Source organism: Paenibacillus sp. G2S3 (assembly GCF_030123105.1).
In the GTDB taxonomy this organism is placed as follows: domain Bacteria; phylum Bacillota; class Bacilli; order Paenibacillales; family Paenibacillaceae; genus Paenibacillus_AQ.
On record NZ_CP126095.1, the window covers coordinates 6657270 to 6676398 of the forward strand.

Genomic DNA, 19129 nt, shown 5'->3' on the forward strand with positions numbered 1-19129 from the left:
CGAAAATCTCCCCCTTCTATTGCCAACCGTTCACAGTATCTAAAACCTGAACCTCTAGCAATCACGTTCCAAGCATAAACGCCTGCAGCGCCCTTTATTACAACCGTTTCTCGTAAAATATAAGAACTTATAGGTACAAAATTTATATATTCTTATATTTGAGCATGTATCTCTGTATCCTTTAGACTCCAATAATCATTAAAAAGTTTCACTTTATCCATTAACCACACAATAGTTTCAGTTAATCGAAAGAAACTTAGAATCTTTCAATATATCTTCTCTACTAGGAATATTTTGTAACTTAAAAGACTACACTAATAGAAATGTTCCTTGAATTTAGAGTTTGCTTATCACGTCTATAATTGTATCACAGGCAACCCTCAATTCGTGATTTTCCTGAGGTAAAAAGCCTGCGAATTTTTTACAGCTCCAGTTCTGTTTTTACTACATTAGGAGGTATAATTATGAACTCTTTTTCCACAAGTATGGATCTGGTGGAGTTTATCGGTAAGCTTGGTGATTTGAAGGATGAACACTACCATATGACCCTTGCCTTCAGTGCTATGATCGAATTAATGATCGATAAAGGGCTGATCTCCCGCCAAGAATTAGAACAAAAAACTGCCGAGCTTGATCAGCTTATGACAACTGGCTCAACTTATCCCATGGCGTAGGTTGATCATAATACGTATCGCAAAGCTTAAACTCACTATCCTTGAAGAAACAGCCCCGATCCTCCATTGCGCAACGTACCGACATTTTAGCCAAATCCATCATATTATGATCCCGACTTAAATGCGCTAAATAGGTACGCTTGGTCCGTCCTGTGAGAATTTCACTTAGTGCTGCTCCGGCTGCTTCATTAGAAAGGTGACCCATGTCACCAAGTATACGTCGTTTCGTATTCCACGGATAACGTCCCATCCTCAGCATTTCAATATCATGATTCGCTTCCAGCACCAATACGTCCGCATCTGAAATTGACTCTCTTACCTTGTCGCTAACATACCCCAGGTCTGTAGCTACACACAGCTTTTCTTTTCCATCAAAAAAGTTGTAACCCACCGGCTCCGCGGCATCATGAGAAATTGCAAACGATTCTACTCGCAGACTACCAAAATCTTTATGCTGTCCCGACTCCATAATGATCCGGTTATAATCGGGTATTTTTCCAATGCCTTTTTCAATGGCTCCCCAAGTATTGGTGTTCGCATAAATCGGAAGATCGTATTTACGTGCCATTGCCCCGAGTCCTTTAATATGATCGGAATGCTCGTGTGTGACTAGGATCCCGTCTATATCATTACCCGTTAGCTCGCGCATGGCCAACAGCTCATCGATCCGCTTGGCACTTAGACCCGCATCAATCATAAGTGTTGTCTCCCCGTTCCGTACCACCGTTACATTTCCGGTAGAACCACTGGACAGTACTGTAAATGAAATCCCCATTTTCCTTACTCCTTCTAATCTGTTGTCTTCGGACTGATGATGTCCGCACTTATAGCATCCACATAATAGGCATTGCCGTTCTCCAGCATGAACCGCCACATTGGCGACGCTACCTGACTTTCGGAGTTGAACAGCTCACCATAATACCCAAGCTCAATCTCCTTCACTACGGAGTCTGCCGGAAAATATTTTTCAATCAAACTGCTAAGCGCTTGCGATGCCGGCAGTACCTTCTGTTCTTTATCGCTACTGCTTGCCCCTATTTCAATCTTCGGCGAGCGGAAAGCTACAATCTTCTGATCACTATTAATCAGCTCTAGTCTTACTCGGAATAGAGACCACTCATTCTGAACTAGCGGGTGAAGAACGAATTTGCCAACTTCGCTTTCTTGTGAATCAAAACGATAATTTGCGATGTCGGGAATCTGATTCTCAAGCGCCTTACTAAGGTCGGAGAATGAAGAATAGATCAGCTTGCTGTCTATAGGAACATCTAATTTAATCGGTGGTTCATTCTGCTCTTCAGCAGAATAACGATAAGTAATATTAGGAAGCTGCGGGGTAGACGCCGGAATCGGACACAACACACGAATCCCTTTCTGCTCCATTACCGCTTGGGTTTCTTCGGAGAGGGAAGTGAAATCGAGATTGGCACTAACCTGATCGCGCAAATCAATCCACAGCTGATAACATAGCAGCAGATTTAGACCTAAAAAAGCGCAAATCAGTACATTTTTGGCTCTTCCCCAATCCATACCCTTACCTCCTAAATGTTATATGAACGACTTGTAGATTAATTTAATGTAAGAACGCTACCGTCAATAAGCGTAACCTTCCAGACTGGAAGCAGCTGCAGCTTGTCTTCTTTCACTACAGGTACATACGCTGGCGTCAAATCCTTCACGCCCGAAGTTTTGCTGACTACAGACAATTGATTCTCTAGCTCCACGCCTCCAGATAGCTCTACAATTTTCTTCTCTGCTTTACTCTCATCAATAAAGATTAAAGAGCGTTCATAAGAGGATACGGTACCTTGCTGCAATTCCAGATTAATTACACCATACTGCAGCTGCGAATTACTCATAATCGGATAGGAGCCATACGGATAGGAGCCGTAATATTGTTGAAAAGAGACCTTTCTCTCCTGTCTCCCCTCCTCGGTAGCTTCAAGACGATAGGTTCCGTTCCATCCACCATGTTGGTTCACAAATTCTACAGCTTCAAGCGCATCCTTGGCAGGTGTACTGTCTCCGGCTGGAAGTGCGGCAGGATCGCTATAGCTCATCCAATTCCGTTCCTTATCGACCTGAAGACTCCGTTTGCTGTCCGTATAGATCTCCGAGCCATTTTTCTCGCGAATATATCTAGTACTTCCAACATCGAAGAAAAGATTGTTCTGCATTTGTTCTATGGTATACATGCCTGAAGGCATCTCAACCTGAACCAGAGAAATCTTACTGTCTGGCAAATAATAATCTCCGTCTACTGACTTGTAAGGCGTCCAGTTCTTACCGAAATCCACATGCTGCTGCACGTCTTGCACGGTTAAATCCGCTTTTGCCGCTTCATATATGATGTCGCCTCTTGTACTAAAGAAAATAGCATGCGCTTTGGAGTCATTCTTAATATTATAGATCCAAATGCGATCGATGCTTTCTCCTTCAAATAGGGAATCGGGCGACAGCTGCATAACCCGCTGAAGTAACGTTACCGGAATGCCGGATCCGAACGAAAGCTCAATACCCGGATTCTCATTGCGAATCTTATCCCAATCATAATCCTGTACCGAGTGCCGCTGGAAGCTTTCAAACCCGCGCCCTTTTAACCGATTCATAATTAAGCTATAGAACGTTGAGTCTGGATAAAAAAGCGTATGCTTGTTGTCGCCCATATGGATGATCATTTTGTCAGGGTATAGCAGGTTCTCAACCTTTTCCTCCGGTCCCATATTGTCTGTCTTCACATATAGATTCTCGGAGAGTACCGCTGAGTCTGCACCAGGCAAGCGATAAATCAAATAGTAACTCTCAACAAGGCTTCCCAGCACGAGCAAGGCTAGAATCCATGACTTCAATCTCTCCTTCATGCCTCACTCCCCCTTTGCTCATTCAGAGGTAGCGTAAAGGTTACCTTAGAGCCTTCATTAAGCTCAGATTGCAGGGAAATAGAGCCTCCATGGGCTTTGACAATTTCCCGGGCAATGGAAAGGCCAAGTCCGGTGCCTCCCATATTCCGTGAACGCGCCTTATCCACCCGATAAAAACGTTCAAAGATCCGCTCGATGTCTTTTTTCGGAATACCAATCCCGGAATCACGTACAGAAATGGAGAGCATTCCATCCTCACTTTTCAAGGCTTCCAATTCAATCGTACCGCCTTCTGGCGTATATTTTAATGCATTGGAGACCAAATTCCCCAAGACCTGATCGATTTGATCACGATCGAGCCATGCTGTGCTTACATCCCTACGGACCCTTGTACTAATGTCGATCCGCTTCTGCCGAATCTGAAAAGAAAAGCGGTCTGCTACATCCTCTAGCATTTCAGTAATATCCGTCTGCTGAATTCTGAGAAGTGCCTCCTTGGAATCCAGACGCGACAGATGCAGTAGATCCGTAACCAGACGAATCATACGCTCGGTTTCGTTACGAATAACCCCAACAAAACGAACCGCTAACTGCGGATCCTCAAGCGCTCCATCATCGAGTGCTTCCACATAGCTCTTAATCGTTGTAAGTGGTGTTCTTAGTTCATGTGAAACGTTCGCCACGAACTCTCGGCGTGATTCCTCCAGGTTCTCTTGCTCAGTTACATCCTGCAGTACAGCAATCGTACCGGCAATGCCGCCTTCACGGCGATGAATCGGAGTAAACGTCACTCTCACGATATTAGAATCTTCTCCACCCATATGTGTCAGATGAAGCATTGCAGACTGGGCATTTCCTTTAGCCAAGGAACCACTCTGCTCATAATCGAGACCGAGCAATTTGTCCAGTGGAGCACCCTCCGGCAATGGACCTTCTGTTCCCAGCATAAGTGCTGCTCGAAGGTTCATCAGAATGACTACACCATTCTCATCCGTGGCTACAACACCGTCGCTCATGTTCGTCAGAATGGAGGTGAGCTTCTCCTTCTCTTCCTCATTCTGCGAGAGCGCCTCACGCAATCTGCCGGTCATATAATTAAATGCCTGACTGAGTTGTCCAATTTCATCGTTGCCTAGTACGGGCATTTTTCGATTGAACCGGCCCTCAGCAACAGCTGTTGCATGCCTAGTCATTTCTTTAATCGGCTGCGTAATGGTATGTGCAAGAATAACACATAGGACAACTGTCAGTCCCAAGGCTAACAGCAAACCAGAGATGAATACACTGTTGATCCTGCCCATGGTGGCATATAAATCTTTCATGTCAGCAGCAATATAGATTGCTCCTACTACCTTGTCACCAGAAAGTACCGGCTTGGCCACAACCTTTTTACGCACATTATCATCGGCAATAATATATTCTTCATTATCGCTGATCCCCTGCAAGGCACGATTCACTACGGTCTGAGTGTTACGCTGTCCCACATAGTCGTTCTGCGAGGGCACGGAGGTGGTGATGATTTTGCCGCTAGCATCAAGGACTTGAATCTCGGCCCCGTTAATGTAGAGATTATTGACCATACCTCGCAGACTTTCTACAGCCGTTTCCTCGTCCGCGGTACCAGCCTCACTGCCAAATTTATCAGCAGTCAAGATGGACAGCATCTCCGCACGTGCTTTAAGATCCTTCGTGAAGTTATCCGTTAACGAGTTCTTCATCGAGCTGACAAAATAGACTCCAATTAACTGCATAGCTATCAGAATCAGCAGCACATAAATAATAATAAGCTTGGCCTGAATTGTCCGGAAAAAGGACCACCACTTCATCACAGTCCTCCGCTTTTAGGGCTATGCATCAAATAGCCAAGTCCGCGCCGAGTATAAATATATTCCGGCTTGCTGGGATTCTCCTCAATTTTCTCTCTTAGACGACGGATCGTCACGTCTACGGTCCGCACATCACCGAAATACTCGAATCCCCACACAGCCTGCAGTAAATGCTCCCGGGTCATTACCTTACCCGCATGTTTGATCATATAGTAGAGCAACTCATATTCACGATGCGTCAAATCAAGCGGTTCCCCGCCTTTATATACCAGATACATATCCGTATCAATAAACAAATCAAAATGATAAATGCCCTGCTTGTTCTCTGCAGGCTCACTCGTCACTCCTGCCTGTGACGGTTTGTGCTGTCTCCGCATTTGGGCTTTAACTCTGGCGAGCAGCTCACGTGTACTAAATGGTTTGGTCACATAGTCATCCGCGCCAAGCTCTAGGCCAAGCACCTTATCAATCTCTCCGTCTTTGGCAGTAAGCATAATGATAGGAATGTCCAAGTGTGCAGAACGAACCTCACGGCAAACATCCATCCCGTCCTTGCCAGGTAGCATAAGATCAAGCAGCATAAGATCAGGCTTTTTGGACAATGCCAGTTCCACTGCGCTGTTACCATCAAAAGCACAAATAACCTCGTAGCCTTCTTTTTCTAGATTAAACTTCAATATATCAGCAATAGGCTGTTCATCGTCTACTACCAGAATCGTTCCCATCTGCATGTCTCAGCTTCACCTTCCTATCCCTACTTAAAGATCATTCCTTTATTTTAACATACCTGTCTTACCGTCACATCCTACGAAATAAGGAATCGGCTTTCCCAGCAAAAAGAAACAGCTATATCGTCATTCATATATCAAAAACAAAATAAAAACCGCTCGAATTTGAAGTGACCCCTTAAAGTTAGACAGGTATATAATTAAGCGACTTGTTGGGCCTGAGTTCGGTACTGTACCGGACTCAGGCCTTTTAGTTTTGCCTTAATTCGCTTGTTGTTGTAATAATCGATGTATTTTGATAGCTCTTGTTTGAAATGTGTGATACTTTCGAATTCCTTTAAATATAGAAATTCAGATTTCATGATACCAAAGAAGTTCTCAATGACGGCGTTGTCGTAGCAATTACCTTTACGGGACATACTTTGCTTGATATCGCGTTCTTCAAGGGCATGACGATACTGCTTCATCTGATAGTGCCAGCCTTGGTCAGAATGAATAAGGAGGTTATCTTCATCGGTTAATCGACGGAATGCTTGATCTAACATCGTTGAAACAAGCGAGTAGACCGGTCTTGAACCGATTGTATACGTAATAATCTCACCATTATATAGATCTAGGATTGGAGATAAGTACAGCTTTTCTCCAAATAATTTAAACTCTGTAATATCCGTAACCCACTTCTCATTTGGATTCTCAGCGTGGAAGTTACGTTCTAATATGTTCGGTGCGAGTTTGCCAATCGTCCCTTTATAGGAACGATATTTCTTCATACGTACCACACACTTTAAACCCAATACCTGCATCAAGCGTTGTACCTTTTTATGATTTACATGGTGTCCTCGATTCACTAACTCGTCACGAATACGACGATAACCATAACGCCCCTCATGCTCCTCGTAAATCGCTTGAATAACGTCTTTTAGCTCCTTATCTCTATCGGGCATACCAAACGTTTTTACCACGAAATAATACGTACTACGAGGGATATCTGCTAGCTGTAGGAGTGCTTTCACCGAAAATTCGTTCCTTAGTTCATAGACTACTCGTGCTTTGTCTTGTTTGGTGATTTTTCCTTGTTTTGAACTAAGGCATTCAACTTTTTTAAATATGCATTTTCCATTCTCAAACGCTCTACCTCTGCTTGTAATGCCTCAACAGACCCTTCTTTTAACGTTTGAATCTTTCGTTTATTAGGTTCTTTTTTCATGGATGGACGCCCCTTCTTCTTTGGTTGTAGGGCGTCCATTCCATGTAACTCTAAGCTTCTATGCCAGCTTAAAATGGTACTATGACTCGCGATATTAAATATCGCAGCCGTTTCTCTAATAGACGTCCCGAATTCGTTCATATAATTAAGTACGTCTAGTTTAATCTTTGCAGGATATGATGTATAGCCCTTTTTAAAAGCTTCTTCACCATGATGCTCATATTGACTAATCCAGTTTGAAAAGACAGAATGGTGAATCCCGATTGATTTTGCAATGGTTTTCAAGCTCTCGGATCCCTTTTTATAACGCATAACGGCTTGGATTTTTTCGTCTGTACTGTACCTGGTCATAAAAAAACTGCACCTCCAAATGTTAGTTGTGTCTAACAATTGGGGTGCAGTTCAATTTAATCGAGCAGTTGAGGTTAAAGTATGAATTATTGCAAATATTTCATTGGATTTACTGCAGTGCCATTCTTCCGAATCTCAAAATGCAGATGTGTTCCCGTCGAACGTCCAGTATTGCCCATTACGCCAATCTTGGCGCCTTGCTCCAGGCGCTGTCCCGTAGAAACGGAGATACTATTTAAGTGACCGTAATAAGTCTCGTATCCGTTACGGTGATCCACGATAACCACATTTCCGTATCCACTCTTCACACCTGCAAAAATTACGGTTCCGGCATCAGAAGCTTTAATGGATCGGTTCCCAGATACCATATCTAACCCCTTATGGGCACGGCTCCAGCGCTCACCGAAACTACTAGTAAGGGTTGCTCCGCTTACTGGCCAACTGAACATGCCTGTTCCTTCACCAACAACCTTCGTTCCTCGATAAACAACTTCAGGTAGCGATGCTTTTATAACGGTCTGGCCCAACCATTCTTCTTGTACGACCATTCCATTTTTCTTTGTTAACCGATACTGCATTTCTTTAAGGCCAGTTTGTCCTGGACGAACGACCTTGCTTTTGCCTGCCGGTAACTGGTCACTTTTACGCACGATCACTTCAGGTTCTGTAACCACCTGCTCTGACACTTGCTCTACAGTAACAACTGTAACATCTGGCTGTGGTACCTTCAGCTTCAGCGTATCTCCAATCTTCAACGTTAGCTCTTTCACATCAGGGTTATTACTATAAATCTCTTTTTGTGTAATTTCAAACCGTTTGGCAATCCCCGAAACCGTATCGCCCTCTTGAACGTTATAGAGAAGTGGAGCTTCCTTACCCTCGGTAAGTGTCTTGACCGCTTCCTCCACATCCAATACTTTATTAGGATCTGTTTTTATAGGAACAATAGAGACCTCTTCACTAATCTTGACTGACTCCACTTGTTTAGCAGCTGTTGCTTTCGCAGCACTTGAACTTGAGGCAGCTGTTCTTGTGAGCTTACTAGCCGTTGCTACTTCAGTTTGCGGAACATAATGATTCTTTACCCCTTCAAGCACCGCATTTGCGGTCTCTTGATCCTTAACAATGCCAACGACCTTACCATCTACCAATAATTGTACACCTACGGCATAGGCCTTCAGCATTCCATCTAATTTATTAAGCGTTGCTTCACTATCAACTTCCGGCTTGTACGCTTTCTCCTGTTTAATTGTAATGCCTTCTGTCTGAAGCACCATCGCTCTATCCGGATACTTGTCCTGATATTCCTGTTGCTTCTTATCATACAGCTGATTAAGCTGTGTCTGATCGTTAAGCTTTCCGATCTCCTTACCCTTCACCAACACTTGATAGTAGGTTTCAGTATTGGCTGCTACATACTTTTTCTCTGCACCAATCAACACAGTGGTTAGAAGTACTAGACCAACAGCTCCCAAAATCCAAGAGCGCCGGAATCTACGAGTCCCTTTTTCTTGATGAAAGTGTGTGGAGTCGTGATCGAAATTGTGGCTCTGCTGAACATCTGCTCCGGATTCTGCTGTGTTGCTATCCTGCAGTTTCCCCATCCGGCGCATGAACTTAAATCCCTTCATGAAACTCTCCCTTTCAGTCCGCTCTATCACTTCGAAACGAGCGGCCAAGCTAGTTATACGATCTCGATTATATAGATTACGACCATGAATATTTCTGCTTATCCTAGTTCTAAATTCCTGCTTCTAATGGACCCTCAAAAAAGGTTACAAGAGGTTACAAAAAATTAACCCTTTGACATCCTTGTCTAATGTACCATAGCTGAGCGAAAAATTTCAACTTTACACATATAAAAAAACCCACGAAAAACGCGGGTTTTTTGCGCAAATATGAAAATTTAACCTTTTTCTTGTGTCTATAAATTGACAATTACTATCATTACTACTGAGATCCTGTAGTTGGTGTAAGCATTTTCATTATACTCTCGTATTCATCAGGATCAACATATTTAGCAATGACTTGCTGCAGCTCCTTAACCTCATCCTCCGTTAATCCATCCTCCATAGCTGTAGATATTTTTTGCATCTCGTCCTGTGGTAGTTTGGACATCAAAATATTGAATATATTTACCTTCTCCGCTGAAGGAAGATTGTCTTTTAAGTCACCTAATGCCTCAGGTGTCATAACCAATTGCTGATTCTCTGAACTTCCACTTTGGCTTTCGTTAGTAGAAGACTCATTTGAGGCTTGGCCCATAACCGGTAAAGCATCCTCAGGTGCCTTTTCCTCCACCGGCTCCCCTGCATCTTTTGCAGGCGTATCCTTACTGTTATCCTTATCCTTGTTTACCGTGCTGCCTGTTGTCGTCGCTTCTTTATTCGCTTTATTAGAGTCCGATTGGCTATCCATGCCAATAATACTCTTGACCATCCCACCTAGACCTGGGCCTGGACTATCCACTTTAATATCGAAGCTTGCCAGCACCGACTGAATATATGCATTTACAACCACACCTGTGGTTAGAATTGAAAGTGTACTTGCGAGTATTACAATTAGACATATTCCCAGTGCACGCTTCACGATCTTCATCTTCGTCTCTCCTCTCACCTATGTTCAAGTCTATCCGGAATATTATTTCCATGTTTTTCTATACTCCCAGTATTGACTAGAACCGGCTTCGGGAAACATAAGCGTAAAAGTAAACATAAAAAAAGAGACCTCTCGCGAGGTCCCTTATAAATGACTAAATTTATTTAGATATAAATTGGCGTTACTTGATTTGTCTGCTCACGGTTACGGCCTACTGAGAAAATAGCGATAGGAATTCCTGTAAGCTCAGACACACGCTCAACATATCTACGTGTATTTGCTGGCAGATCGTCCAATGTTTTTGCAGAAGTAATATCTTCGCTCCAGCCTGGTAGCTCCTCATATACCGCTTCACACTCTGCCAGCATCTTAAGGCTAGCTGGGTAATGCGTGATTACTTCACCACGGTATTTGTAGCCTGTGCAGATCTTCACAGTCTCAAGTCCGCTCAGTACATCCAGCGAGTTAAGAGACAAGCCTGTGATTCCACTTACACGACGAGCGTGACTTACAACAACACTGTCGAACCAACCTACACGACGAGCACGTCCTGTAACAGTGCCATATTCATGACCTGTTTCACGGATATAATCACCAGTTGCATCGTTCAGTTCTGTAGGGAATGGGCCATCTCCAACACGAGTAGTGTAGGCTTTAGCAACCCCGATAACCTGTTTAATCTTGGAAGGTCCAACACCAGAACCTATGCATACGCCCCCTGCAGAAGGGTTAGAAGAAGTAACAAACGGATACGTACCTTGATCGATATCAAGCATTACCCCTTGTGCACCTTCAAACAATACTTTGCGGTCTGCATCAATGGCTTCATTAAGAATGACCGAAGTATCAGTCACATAGTTACGCAACACTTCCGCGTATTCCAGATACTGAGTCAGAATCTCTTCAACATCAAGAGCTTCTGCGCCATATACTTGAGTAATCACTTGGTTCTTCTCTTCCATCAGGTGACGGAGTCTCAACTCGAATTCCTCAGCATCCATCAGATCAGCAATACGGATACCGTTACGTGCAGCTTTATCCATGTAACATGGACCGATACCTTTACGTGTTGTACCAATCTTGTTTGGACCCTTGCGGTCTTCTTCCAGAGCATCCAGTACCATGTGATATGGCATAATAACATGAGCCCGGTCGCTGATTACTAAGTTCTTAGTATCAAAACCGTTCTCATGAATATAATTAATTTCTTGGATCAAGGCAGCTGGATTAATAACCATCCCGTTACCAATTACACAAGTCTTTTCTTTATAAAATACACCAGAAGGGATCAAGCTGAGCTTAAACTTCTCACCGTCAATCAGAATCGTGTGACCGGCATTATTGCCCCCTTGATAACGGGCAACCACATCTGCACTTTCCGCTAGAAAGTCAGTGATTTTCCCTTTACCTTCGTCTCCCCATTGTGTTCCCACGACGACTACCGTTGACATGTTCATTCCTCCGTAGGTGCTAGCCAGCACCATTATTTTTCATAATATGGGCCCTGTACGTCATTCTTATGTACGTAGCCCTCCGGACTCCAAGCGGATTTACCCACTAAAGGACAATACTCAGTGTAACAGCCGTTTTTTTCAAAGTCAAATAAAACGAACGATTACACAAAGAAATGTGCAATCGTTCGGATATTATACATGACAGGTTACCCAGCAAATGGTTCTGCATGTGCTCGCTCGTAGTTAACGAACTTGTTGAAATTTTTGAGAAAGACAAGCTCTACTGTCCCTACAGGACCATTACGCTGTTTAGCTATAATAATTTCAATAATATTTTTCTTCTCAGTGTCCTGATTGTAATAGTCGTCACGATACAGGAACGCAACAATGTCGGCATCCTGCTCGATAGAACCGGATTCACGCAAGTCACTCATCATCGGTCGTTTATCCTGACGTTGTTCCACACCCCGGCTAAGCTGCGACAGGGCGATAACCGGCACGTCCAATTCACGAGCGATCTGCTTCAGTGTACGGGATATATCCGAAACTTCCTGTTGACGGTTTTCCCCGCCTTTACCTCGGCCCTGAATGAGCTGCAAGTAGTCAATGACGATCATTCCCAGGCCCTTTTCCTTCTTGAGCCTCCGGCATTTCGCACGAATATCCGTTACAGTAATCCCAGCTGTATCATCGATATAAATCTCCGCCTCCGATAGGGACTGAATGCCCATAGTCAGCTTCGACCAATCATCATCACTCTTGAAGTCACCGGTACGCATAGTATTCGCATCCAGATTAGCTTCGGCACAAATCATCCGCTGTACTAGCTGCGGCGCAGACATTTCCAGACTAAATATGGCAACCGTCTCTTTAGCACGTACGGCCACATTCTGAGCAATATTTAGCGCGAATGCTGTCTTACCTACAGAAGGACGGGCTGCAACAATGATCAAATCATTGCGCTGGAATCCATTAGTCATATGGTCTAAATCCACAAATCCCGTTGGAATACCGGACATGCCGCCCTTATCTTTATTCTGATGAAGGAGTTCAACCTTATCAAATACTTCCATCAAAACATCGCGGATTGCAATAAATCCACTACCACTGCGCCGGTTAGAGATTTCAAGAATTCGCCGCTCAGCATCACTCAGCATATCGGCTACATCTTCGCCACCGGTGTAACCCTCGCTTACGATCTGCGTCGCTGTACGAATCAAACGCCGTAGCATAGCCTTTTCTTCAATAATCTGCGCGTAGTATTCTACGTTAGCCGCAGTAGGCACAGCATGCGCCAGCTTAGCTAGGTAGCTAACACCACCAATATCCTCGAGCTCTCCCTTGTCCTGCAGTCTAGAAGTAAGCGTAACAAGATCAATCGGCTGGCTCTCTTCTCCGAGCTGCACCATCGCCTCAAAAATCATTTGATGCGCTTTATCGTAGAAGTCTTCGGTATTCACCCGTTCCATTGCAGTAATGAGCGCTTCATCCTGCAACAGAACAGCACCAATTACCGCTTGCTCCGCCTCAAGATTCTGCGGGGGAACCCGATCGAAAAAGAGATCTCCACCCATGTTACTCCTCCGTTACCTGAACCTTAAGGGTAGCCTTTACTTCAGTGTGTAATTTTATACTTACTTGAAACACTCCCAAATGGCGAATCGGTTCTCCTAGCTCAATCTTGCGCTTATCGATGGAAATGCTTTGAGTGGAAGCTAGCGTTTCAGCAATTTGTTTGCTCGTGATTGCGCCGAATAGACGGCCGCCTTCACCTGCTTTTGCTTTCATAGTCAGTGTAAGCTCATCTATCTTCTTGCCCAGTTGCTGAGCTTCTTCTTTTTCGTTATCTTTACGGCGTTGTTCAGCAGCTGCTTGATTCTCAAGCGTCTTCACATTGCCTTCCGTTGCCGGACGAACTAATCCACGTGGTAATAGGAAGTTCGAAGCATAACCTTCGGATACCTCTTTAACCTGACCTTTTTTACCTTGACCCTTAACATCTTTTATGAAAATGACCTTCATTCGAATAAACCCTCTTTCGATTCGATTTCAGCCAGCACCTGCAGCAGTCTGGCTTCTGCTTCTTTACATGTCCCTTCTAGCTGTACCGCGGCGTTCGATAGATGCCCACCGCCACCCATTTTTTCCATCACAACCTGTACATTCATACGCCCAAGTGATCGAGCACTAATGCTTATCAGGCCGTCTGGTCGCTCGCTAATGACAAATGAAGCGACTACGTTCGTCATCCCAAGTAATGTATCCGCAGTCTGAGCGATAAGTAGCTGTGGAATCTTCATACCTGGTGCCGTCACTACCAATGCAATTTGATCATAAATCATACGCGCATGTTTGATAATTTCAGCTTTTGAAATATACTCCTGTAAATCCTCCTTCAGCATACGCTGAATAAGAACGGTATCTGCACCATTTCGGCGCAGAAATCCTGCAGCTTCAAATGTACGCGAACCCGTATGCAGTGCAAAGTGCTTCGTATCTACAGTAATTCCCGCTAAGAGCATTGTAGCATCCAACGGACTAATCTTTACCTTCTCATGGATATATTGAAGCAACTCTGTCACCAGCTCACAGGTTGATGAAGCATAAGGCTCTAAATAGACGAGTACAGCATCGTTGATGAATTCTTCACCTCTACGATGATGATCCACCACCACAATTCTACTGGCATATTGCACAAGCCGCGGTTCCATTGTCATAGACGCCTTATGGGTGTCCACAACAATAAGCAGTGTATGCTCCGTCATCACTTGTATGGACTGCTCCGGTGTGATGAATGTCTTAAACAATTCATCATCCTTCCGAATCTGCTCCATCATGTTCGTTATGGAAGGATTAGGAGTCTCCATCACAATGCTAGCCTCTACATTATACATCTGTGCGGCCCTCAGAAGGCCAATCGCAGCACCGACAGCATCGATATCTGGAGTCCGGTGGCCAAGGATCAGCACACGGTCGCTCTCCTGCATCAGATCACGCAGCGCATGCGCAATGACTCTTGCACGCACTCGTGTACGCTTCTCCGCAGCATTACTCTTTCCACCATAGAAAGACAACCTCTGGCCTGCTTTTACAGCAGCCTGATCTCCGCCTCGGCCGAGCGCCATATCCAAACTAGATTGTGCTAGAGCGCCTAGCTCGCTTGCAGAGTCCGCTCCAAACGCCATGCCAATACTCAGTGTCATGGGCACTTTAAGATCGGCTGTCATTTCCCTAATCTCATCAAGAATAACGAATCGACTTTCTTCCAGTGCTTGTAGGCTACGATGATTAAGTAGCATTAAATATCGTTCCGACGAGAGACGACGCAGATAAACATCGAACTGTTTACTCCATTCGGTGATCTCACTCGCTACCTTAGCGATCAGAGAAGTACGCTGTTGATCATCCATTCCTTGAGCGGATTCATCTAGATTATCCATCATCACTATGCCGATCGCCAGCTTCTCATCTTCATAACGTTCACGCAGCACCACAAGCTCAGTAATGTCATACATGTAAAGAATACGTTCACTTGGAATAATGACGGCTTGATAAAATCGTTCATCCACAGTGAGCTCAAGACGAGTGTCGTGCAATGCACCTTCTTTGAGGACATCCCGTTTTCCCGTTACATTCGTCGTAAAGAAAGACTGCATATCCGGCAGTAATTCCTGCAATGGTTCCCCAACTAAAGACTTGCGAGCAAAGACATCACCGGCATAACGGTTATTCCATTCTACTGTTCGATCCTCGCTAAACAGAATGATTCCGAGGGGGAGCATGCTAACTGCTTCTCCCTCCACTCGCTTAATACGAAAAGTTAATCCATTAATATATTCCACCAGATTACGGCGGAACGTAATCTCCGTCTTCAGCATATAGAAGCATAATGTACCTGCCAGAAACAGGCTAACGACCCCAAGAGCCCAGTTATAAATACTAACAATTATAATAAGGGCCAACAGCAGCATGAACGCCCATACGGTATGATAGCCGTGCCAGCGTCTTTGCAGAAATTTAGGCATGAACTCTCACCCTATCGTTTCGATTTCGTCACATACTCCCGCAGTGGGAAAGCAAGATCAATAATACCAATAATGCGTAGCGGCGGCAGTAAAATGACCGGTATTGCTAGCAGAATGGCAGCCATCTTGTTCCATTTGCGTTCATGCGCCAGGAAGAAGAAAAATCCAATCGCCTGAATCATAAAGCCAATTCGTAGCAACGGCAGCAGATTGGCAGAAATCATGAGGATGTAATTATTCTCCGATCCTGAGAAGAAGAGCTGAAGAACCACACCAATCAAATAATACCAAATAAACGATCTAGAAAGTCTCCACTCACGAGCAGGCTTCATCTTAGGCACTGCATAATTCATACTGTTCAGAATCGGACGAACAATAGAATGCGTAATGACAGCTATCATGAAAGAACTTACGATTAGAGTCATGGGGATCATTTGAACCGTCATATGACTTAGCTTGTTTACATCCTCAGTCGTAAACCCAAGGTCAGTAAACAATGGATTAGCGGTACCAAGATCAGACAGAGGTGAGTTAACCATCTGCAGCACATCGTTCACATAGCTAGACAGATCAAAATTAAATAACGCCGTACCGAGTAATAGGAGTAGCAGGAATTCTCCAAGAATTGTAACTGTACCTGCAATCACGGTGGACACTGCTGAGGCATGTCTTTTATACCAACGCCCCATAACCAGAGCAGGTATTAAGAAATACGCCGCTATCAGCACATAAATAGGTGTAATCAGACCAACAATCAGCAACACCGGCAATACGTGTAGAACGAATTGTTTGGTGTTCAGCGTAGTGAATAACACTACTGCCGGAACAATCATAAACAGGGTAGTGATGATGAGCAATGGAGTCGTTAAACTAAGCAGCAAAAGTAAGTATGCTACGCTCCAAGCCACAGATGACCAGCGAAATTTCAACAGTATTCACCTCTTACGCATATGTTCTTCTAAAGCAGATATATCTTGATACCATTCTTCCAGTTGATGCCCTTCCTGCTTATGCTTTCTGAGCTTCTCCAGTAGCAAGTCATCTAATTGACGATAGGGAATTCCTAGTCTGCGGCCCAAAATATAAGAGCTCATAATCAAACTAGCCAGGCTGTCCCCCACACGGGTAGTACTGCCCTCCCATAACGCTTTAAATAACCGTGAAACTTGGTCAATCACTTCTGTTTTTAACCATTCAATTACCTTGGCGCGTTTAGCAACATCCAGATCCTTCGGCACATTGGACACGTCTCTCTACCTCCGGCAAAAAGCTTTATTCTCCATTATAGCATAAAAAATTCCGTGTCACACAAGGGCGCCCCGCGCACCTTAAGTATGCGTCAACGAGGGATGAACTAGTACTTCTTACATTTTTAAAAAAGACCTGCTTTCCGTTATCGCCGGAAATACAGGCCTTGTTCCGATTGCTTCTATTACCGCGAATAAATGGGGCTATAATGACTCTTGTGATTGTTTTGATACAAATTTCTCACAATATTCTATGACTTGACTACGGCGCACGATGCCAATAAACCGGTTCATATCATCGACTACAGGAACAAAGTTCTGTACCTTAGCCAAATTAATCAGATCTTCCATATCCGCATCAATCGAGACAGGTCTGTTATTCATCCTTAACGGCAAATCTTTAAGTAAGAATTTTGAAGCGTTCTCGAAAGTAACCTTGCCCTCGGATTCCTTCATATACCATAGCAGATCACCCTCTGTAACCGTACCTGCATATTCTCCATTTCGGTTCAGAATAGGGACAGCAGTATAACGGTGATACTCCATCCTCTCCAACGTTTGGCGTAGCGTTGAATCGATCGTTACGCAAGCCACTTCCTGTTTCGGAAGTAAAAAAAATGCAATATTCATCTCTTGATCCTCCTCAAAGAGTTCCGAAGGAATTACGGTTCTTTAACTTCCTTTTACTGCCATGCAAAATTATTACTACGTGGCAGCTTAATAATAGTTCCAATACATTATAGCATGAAGACAGTAAGCAGCAGCCATAAGAATGTGAATGGCTGCTGCAATTATTTATATGAGTTTGAATGCTACTTTAGAATTATTGCGTAACGGCTGTTGATTTAGGCTCAAGTGCATTACTTGCTTTTCCAGGCTCAATTAGTTGATCTACAGGTGTTGCTGCACTCATCCAGTTGTCAATCATCGCCTTAGCTTCGCTCAAATCCTCTTCATCAACGATATCGTAATAAACACCATCCATACGTTTACCTTCACCCATAACTGTGAAGCTTGAGATATCCATGCCTTTTCCGCCCATGAATTTTTTGGCTAGACTAATGATCATCGAAGGCTCTATATCAGTTTTGAAATTATCTCCCATGATATCCAGCAACTTCGGAATATTACCAATTTGACTGATGGATAACATTTTATTCGCTACGACATCAATAAAAACCTGTTGACGCTTGGTACGGTTAAAATCACTATCTTCACGATAACGCGTATAGTTCAGCGCTTCTTGTCCGTTATAAAGCGACTTTCCAGCTTCAATTGTAAACTTTTCATGATCCTTACCTTTGTTCACAATGTCTTTCTTAATCGGCAGCGGAACGCCTCCAATAGCATCTACAGCATCCTTGAGTCCTTGGAAGTTAATGGTGGCATAATATTGAATATCATGACCGAGCAGCGCTTCTAGGGAATCCTTGGCCATCTGTTGCCCTCCGAAAGCATAGGCATGTGTAATCTTATCCTTTTTATTATCCTTATGACCTATAATTTCCGTATACGTATCACGCGGAATAGAAATAAGCAGGATCTTATAATCCTCCGGGCGAACAACAGCGTACATCATGGTATCAGAACGTGCCGTTTCATTATCGCGTTGATCGGTACCTAGCAACATAATTGAGAACGGATCGCTTTTGTACACAACAGGTTCTGGCTTAACCTTGTTATCATCCTTAAGTGGCTGATAAGATTCTTCCTTCAGCTTAGTTTCAACCCGATCAGACAAAAAGAGGTCGAAAGCTAATACAGCCAAAGAATTACGGAACAGAAATCCTCCCGCTATAATAACAACAAGAACAATGAGGGCGATATATCTTTTCTTTATTTTTTTCATCTTTGATTCCTTCATTTTTGATTCCTTCTTTATTGTAGAATAATTGCTTGCCATATATATAATGCTTCCTGAATCTTTATCAGGCAGTCATGACTTTATTTCTCACGGCGATCAGCTGTCCCTTATTCCATTATCTTATTGTCCCCCCTTTCAGGAAATTCAGGTCATTCAAAATTATAGAAAAAAAAGTTTTTTGGTGGTCCTAAAATAATGTAGGCTAAAACAATATTTCTATTGTAATCACTAAATGGATAAAAAGAAACCACAAATAACGACATAAATAGGGAAAAAGCACCAAACCAAGTAATA

17 protein-coding genes are annotated in these 19129 nt (G+C 43.7%); 1 reads left to right on the forward strand and 16 read right to left on the reverse strand.

All coding sequences use genetic code 11. From position 1 onward, the window contains the following. Positions 1-464: 464 nt before the first annotated feature. Positions 465-674, forward strand: coding sequence for a hypothetical protein (locus QNH28_RS29410; RefSeq protein ID WP_042131700.1), 210 nt, complete (start codon positions 465-467; stop codon positions 672-674). Here the strand turns inward: QNH28_RS29410 and QNH28_RS29415 are convergent. The 16 genes from QNH28_RS29415 to QNH28_RS29490 form a co-directional block, all read right to left on the reverse strand. Then, positions 640-1449, reverse strand: coding sequence for an MBL fold metallo-hydrolase (locus QNH28_RS29415; protein ID WP_283909642.1), 810 nt, complete (start codon positions 1447-1449; stop codon positions 640-642). The genes QNH28_RS29410 and QNH28_RS29415 overlap by 35 nt on opposite strands. Positions 1450-1463: 14 nt before the next feature. Continuing rightward, positions 1464-2204 carry a two-component system regulatory protein YycI gene (gene yycI, locus QNH28_RS29420; RefSeq protein ID WP_283909643.1) on the reverse strand — a complete coding sequence of 247 codons (741 nt, stop codon included), beginning with the start codon at positions 2202-2204 and terminating at the stop codon, positions 1464-1466. Positions 2205-2242: 38 nt separating this feature from the next. Beyond that, positions 2243-3535 carry a YycH family regulatory protein gene (locus QNH28_RS29425; protein ID WP_283909644.1) on the reverse strand — a complete coding sequence of 431 codons (1293 nt, stop codon included), beginning with the start codon at positions 3533-3535 and terminating at the stop codon, positions 2243-2245. Next, on the reverse strand, positions 3532-5361 hold the full coding sequence (gene walK / locus QNH28_RS29430; protein ID WP_283909645.1) for a cell wall metabolism sensor histidine kinase WalK: 1830 nt from the start codon (positions 5359-5361) through the stop codon (positions 3532-3534). The genes QNH28_RS29425 and walK overlap by 4 nt, the downstream gene beginning before the upstream one ends. Then, complete coding sequence (yycF, locus tag QNH28_RS29435) at positions 5361-6092, reverse strand: response regulator YycF (protein WP_283909646.1); 732 nt, start codon at positions 6090-6092, stop codon at positions 5361-5363. The genes walK and yycF overlap by 1 nt, the downstream gene beginning before the upstream one ends. A 197-nt stretch (positions 6093-6289) precedes the next feature. Further along, a protein-coding gene (locus QNH28_RS29440; protein ID WP_283909647.1) for an IS3 family transposase occupies positions 6290-7647 on the reverse strand; the annotation gives its coding sequence in 2 pieces (ribosomal slippage) (positions 6290-7194 and positions 7194-7647; 1359 coding nt in all). A gap of 86 nt (positions 7648-7733) precedes the next feature. Beyond that, entirely contained in the window at positions 7734-9278 is a 1545-nt protein-coding gene (locus QNH28_RS29445; RefSeq protein WP_283909648.1) for a M23 family metallopeptidase, read from the reverse strand. Positions 9279-9597: 319 nt separating this feature from the next. Next, positions 9598-10245, reverse strand: a complete 648-nt coding sequence (locus tag QNH28_RS29450; protein ID WP_283909649.1) for a hypothetical protein — start codon at positions 10243-10245, stop codon at positions 9598-9600. A 164-nt stretch (positions 10246-10409) separates the two neighbouring features. Then, positions 10410-11696 (reverse strand): adenylosuccinate synthase, encoded by a 1287-nt coding sequence (locus QNH28_RS29455; protein ID WP_060626292.1) that lies wholly within the window; start codon positions 11694-11696, stop codon positions 10410-10412. A gap of 209 nt (positions 11697-11905) precedes the next feature. Beyond that, positions 11906-13273, reverse strand: coding sequence for a replicative DNA helicase (dnaB, locus tag QNH28_RS29460; RefSeq protein ID WP_042131710.1), 1368 nt, complete (start codon positions 13271-13273; stop codon positions 11906-11908). Position 13274: 1 nt separating this feature from the next. Beyond that, positions 13275-13721: a 50S ribosomal protein L9 gene (rplI, locus tag QNH28_RS29465; RefSeq protein WP_042193036.1), complete on the reverse strand. Its 447-nt coding sequence runs from the start codon at positions 13719-13721 to the stop codon at positions 13275-13277. Then, positions 13718-15724: a DHH family phosphoesterase gene (locus QNH28_RS29470; RefSeq protein WP_283909650.1), complete on the reverse strand. Its 2007-nt coding sequence runs from the start codon at positions 15722-15724 to the stop codon at positions 13718-13720. The genes rplI and QNH28_RS29470 overlap by 4 nt, the downstream gene beginning before the upstream one ends. 11 nt (positions 15725-15735) lie before the next feature. After that, positions 15736-16653, reverse strand: coding sequence for a DUF2232 domain-containing protein (locus QNH28_RS29475; RefSeq protein WP_283909651.1), 918 nt, complete (start codon positions 16651-16653; stop codon positions 15736-15738). 6 nt (positions 16654-16659) lie between these two features. Beyond that, positions 16660-16962, reverse strand: coding sequence for a MazG-like family protein (locus QNH28_RS29480; protein ID WP_170880353.1), 303 nt, complete (start codon positions 16960-16962; stop codon positions 16660-16662). Between the two features lie 213 nt (positions 16963-17175). Beyond that, the gene (locus QNH28_RS29485) at positions 17176-17601 is read right to left on the reverse strand and encodes a CBS domain-containing protein (protein WP_042193039.1); all 426 of its coding nucleotides are present in this window, start codon (positions 17599-17601) and stop codon (positions 17176-17178) included. 193 nt (positions 17602-17794) lie between these two features. Further along, positions 17795-18835, reverse strand: coding sequence for an LCP family protein (locus QNH28_RS29490; RefSeq protein WP_179085792.1), 1041 nt, complete (start codon positions 18833-18835; stop codon positions 17795-17797). Positions 18836-19129: the final 294 nt, after the last annotated feature.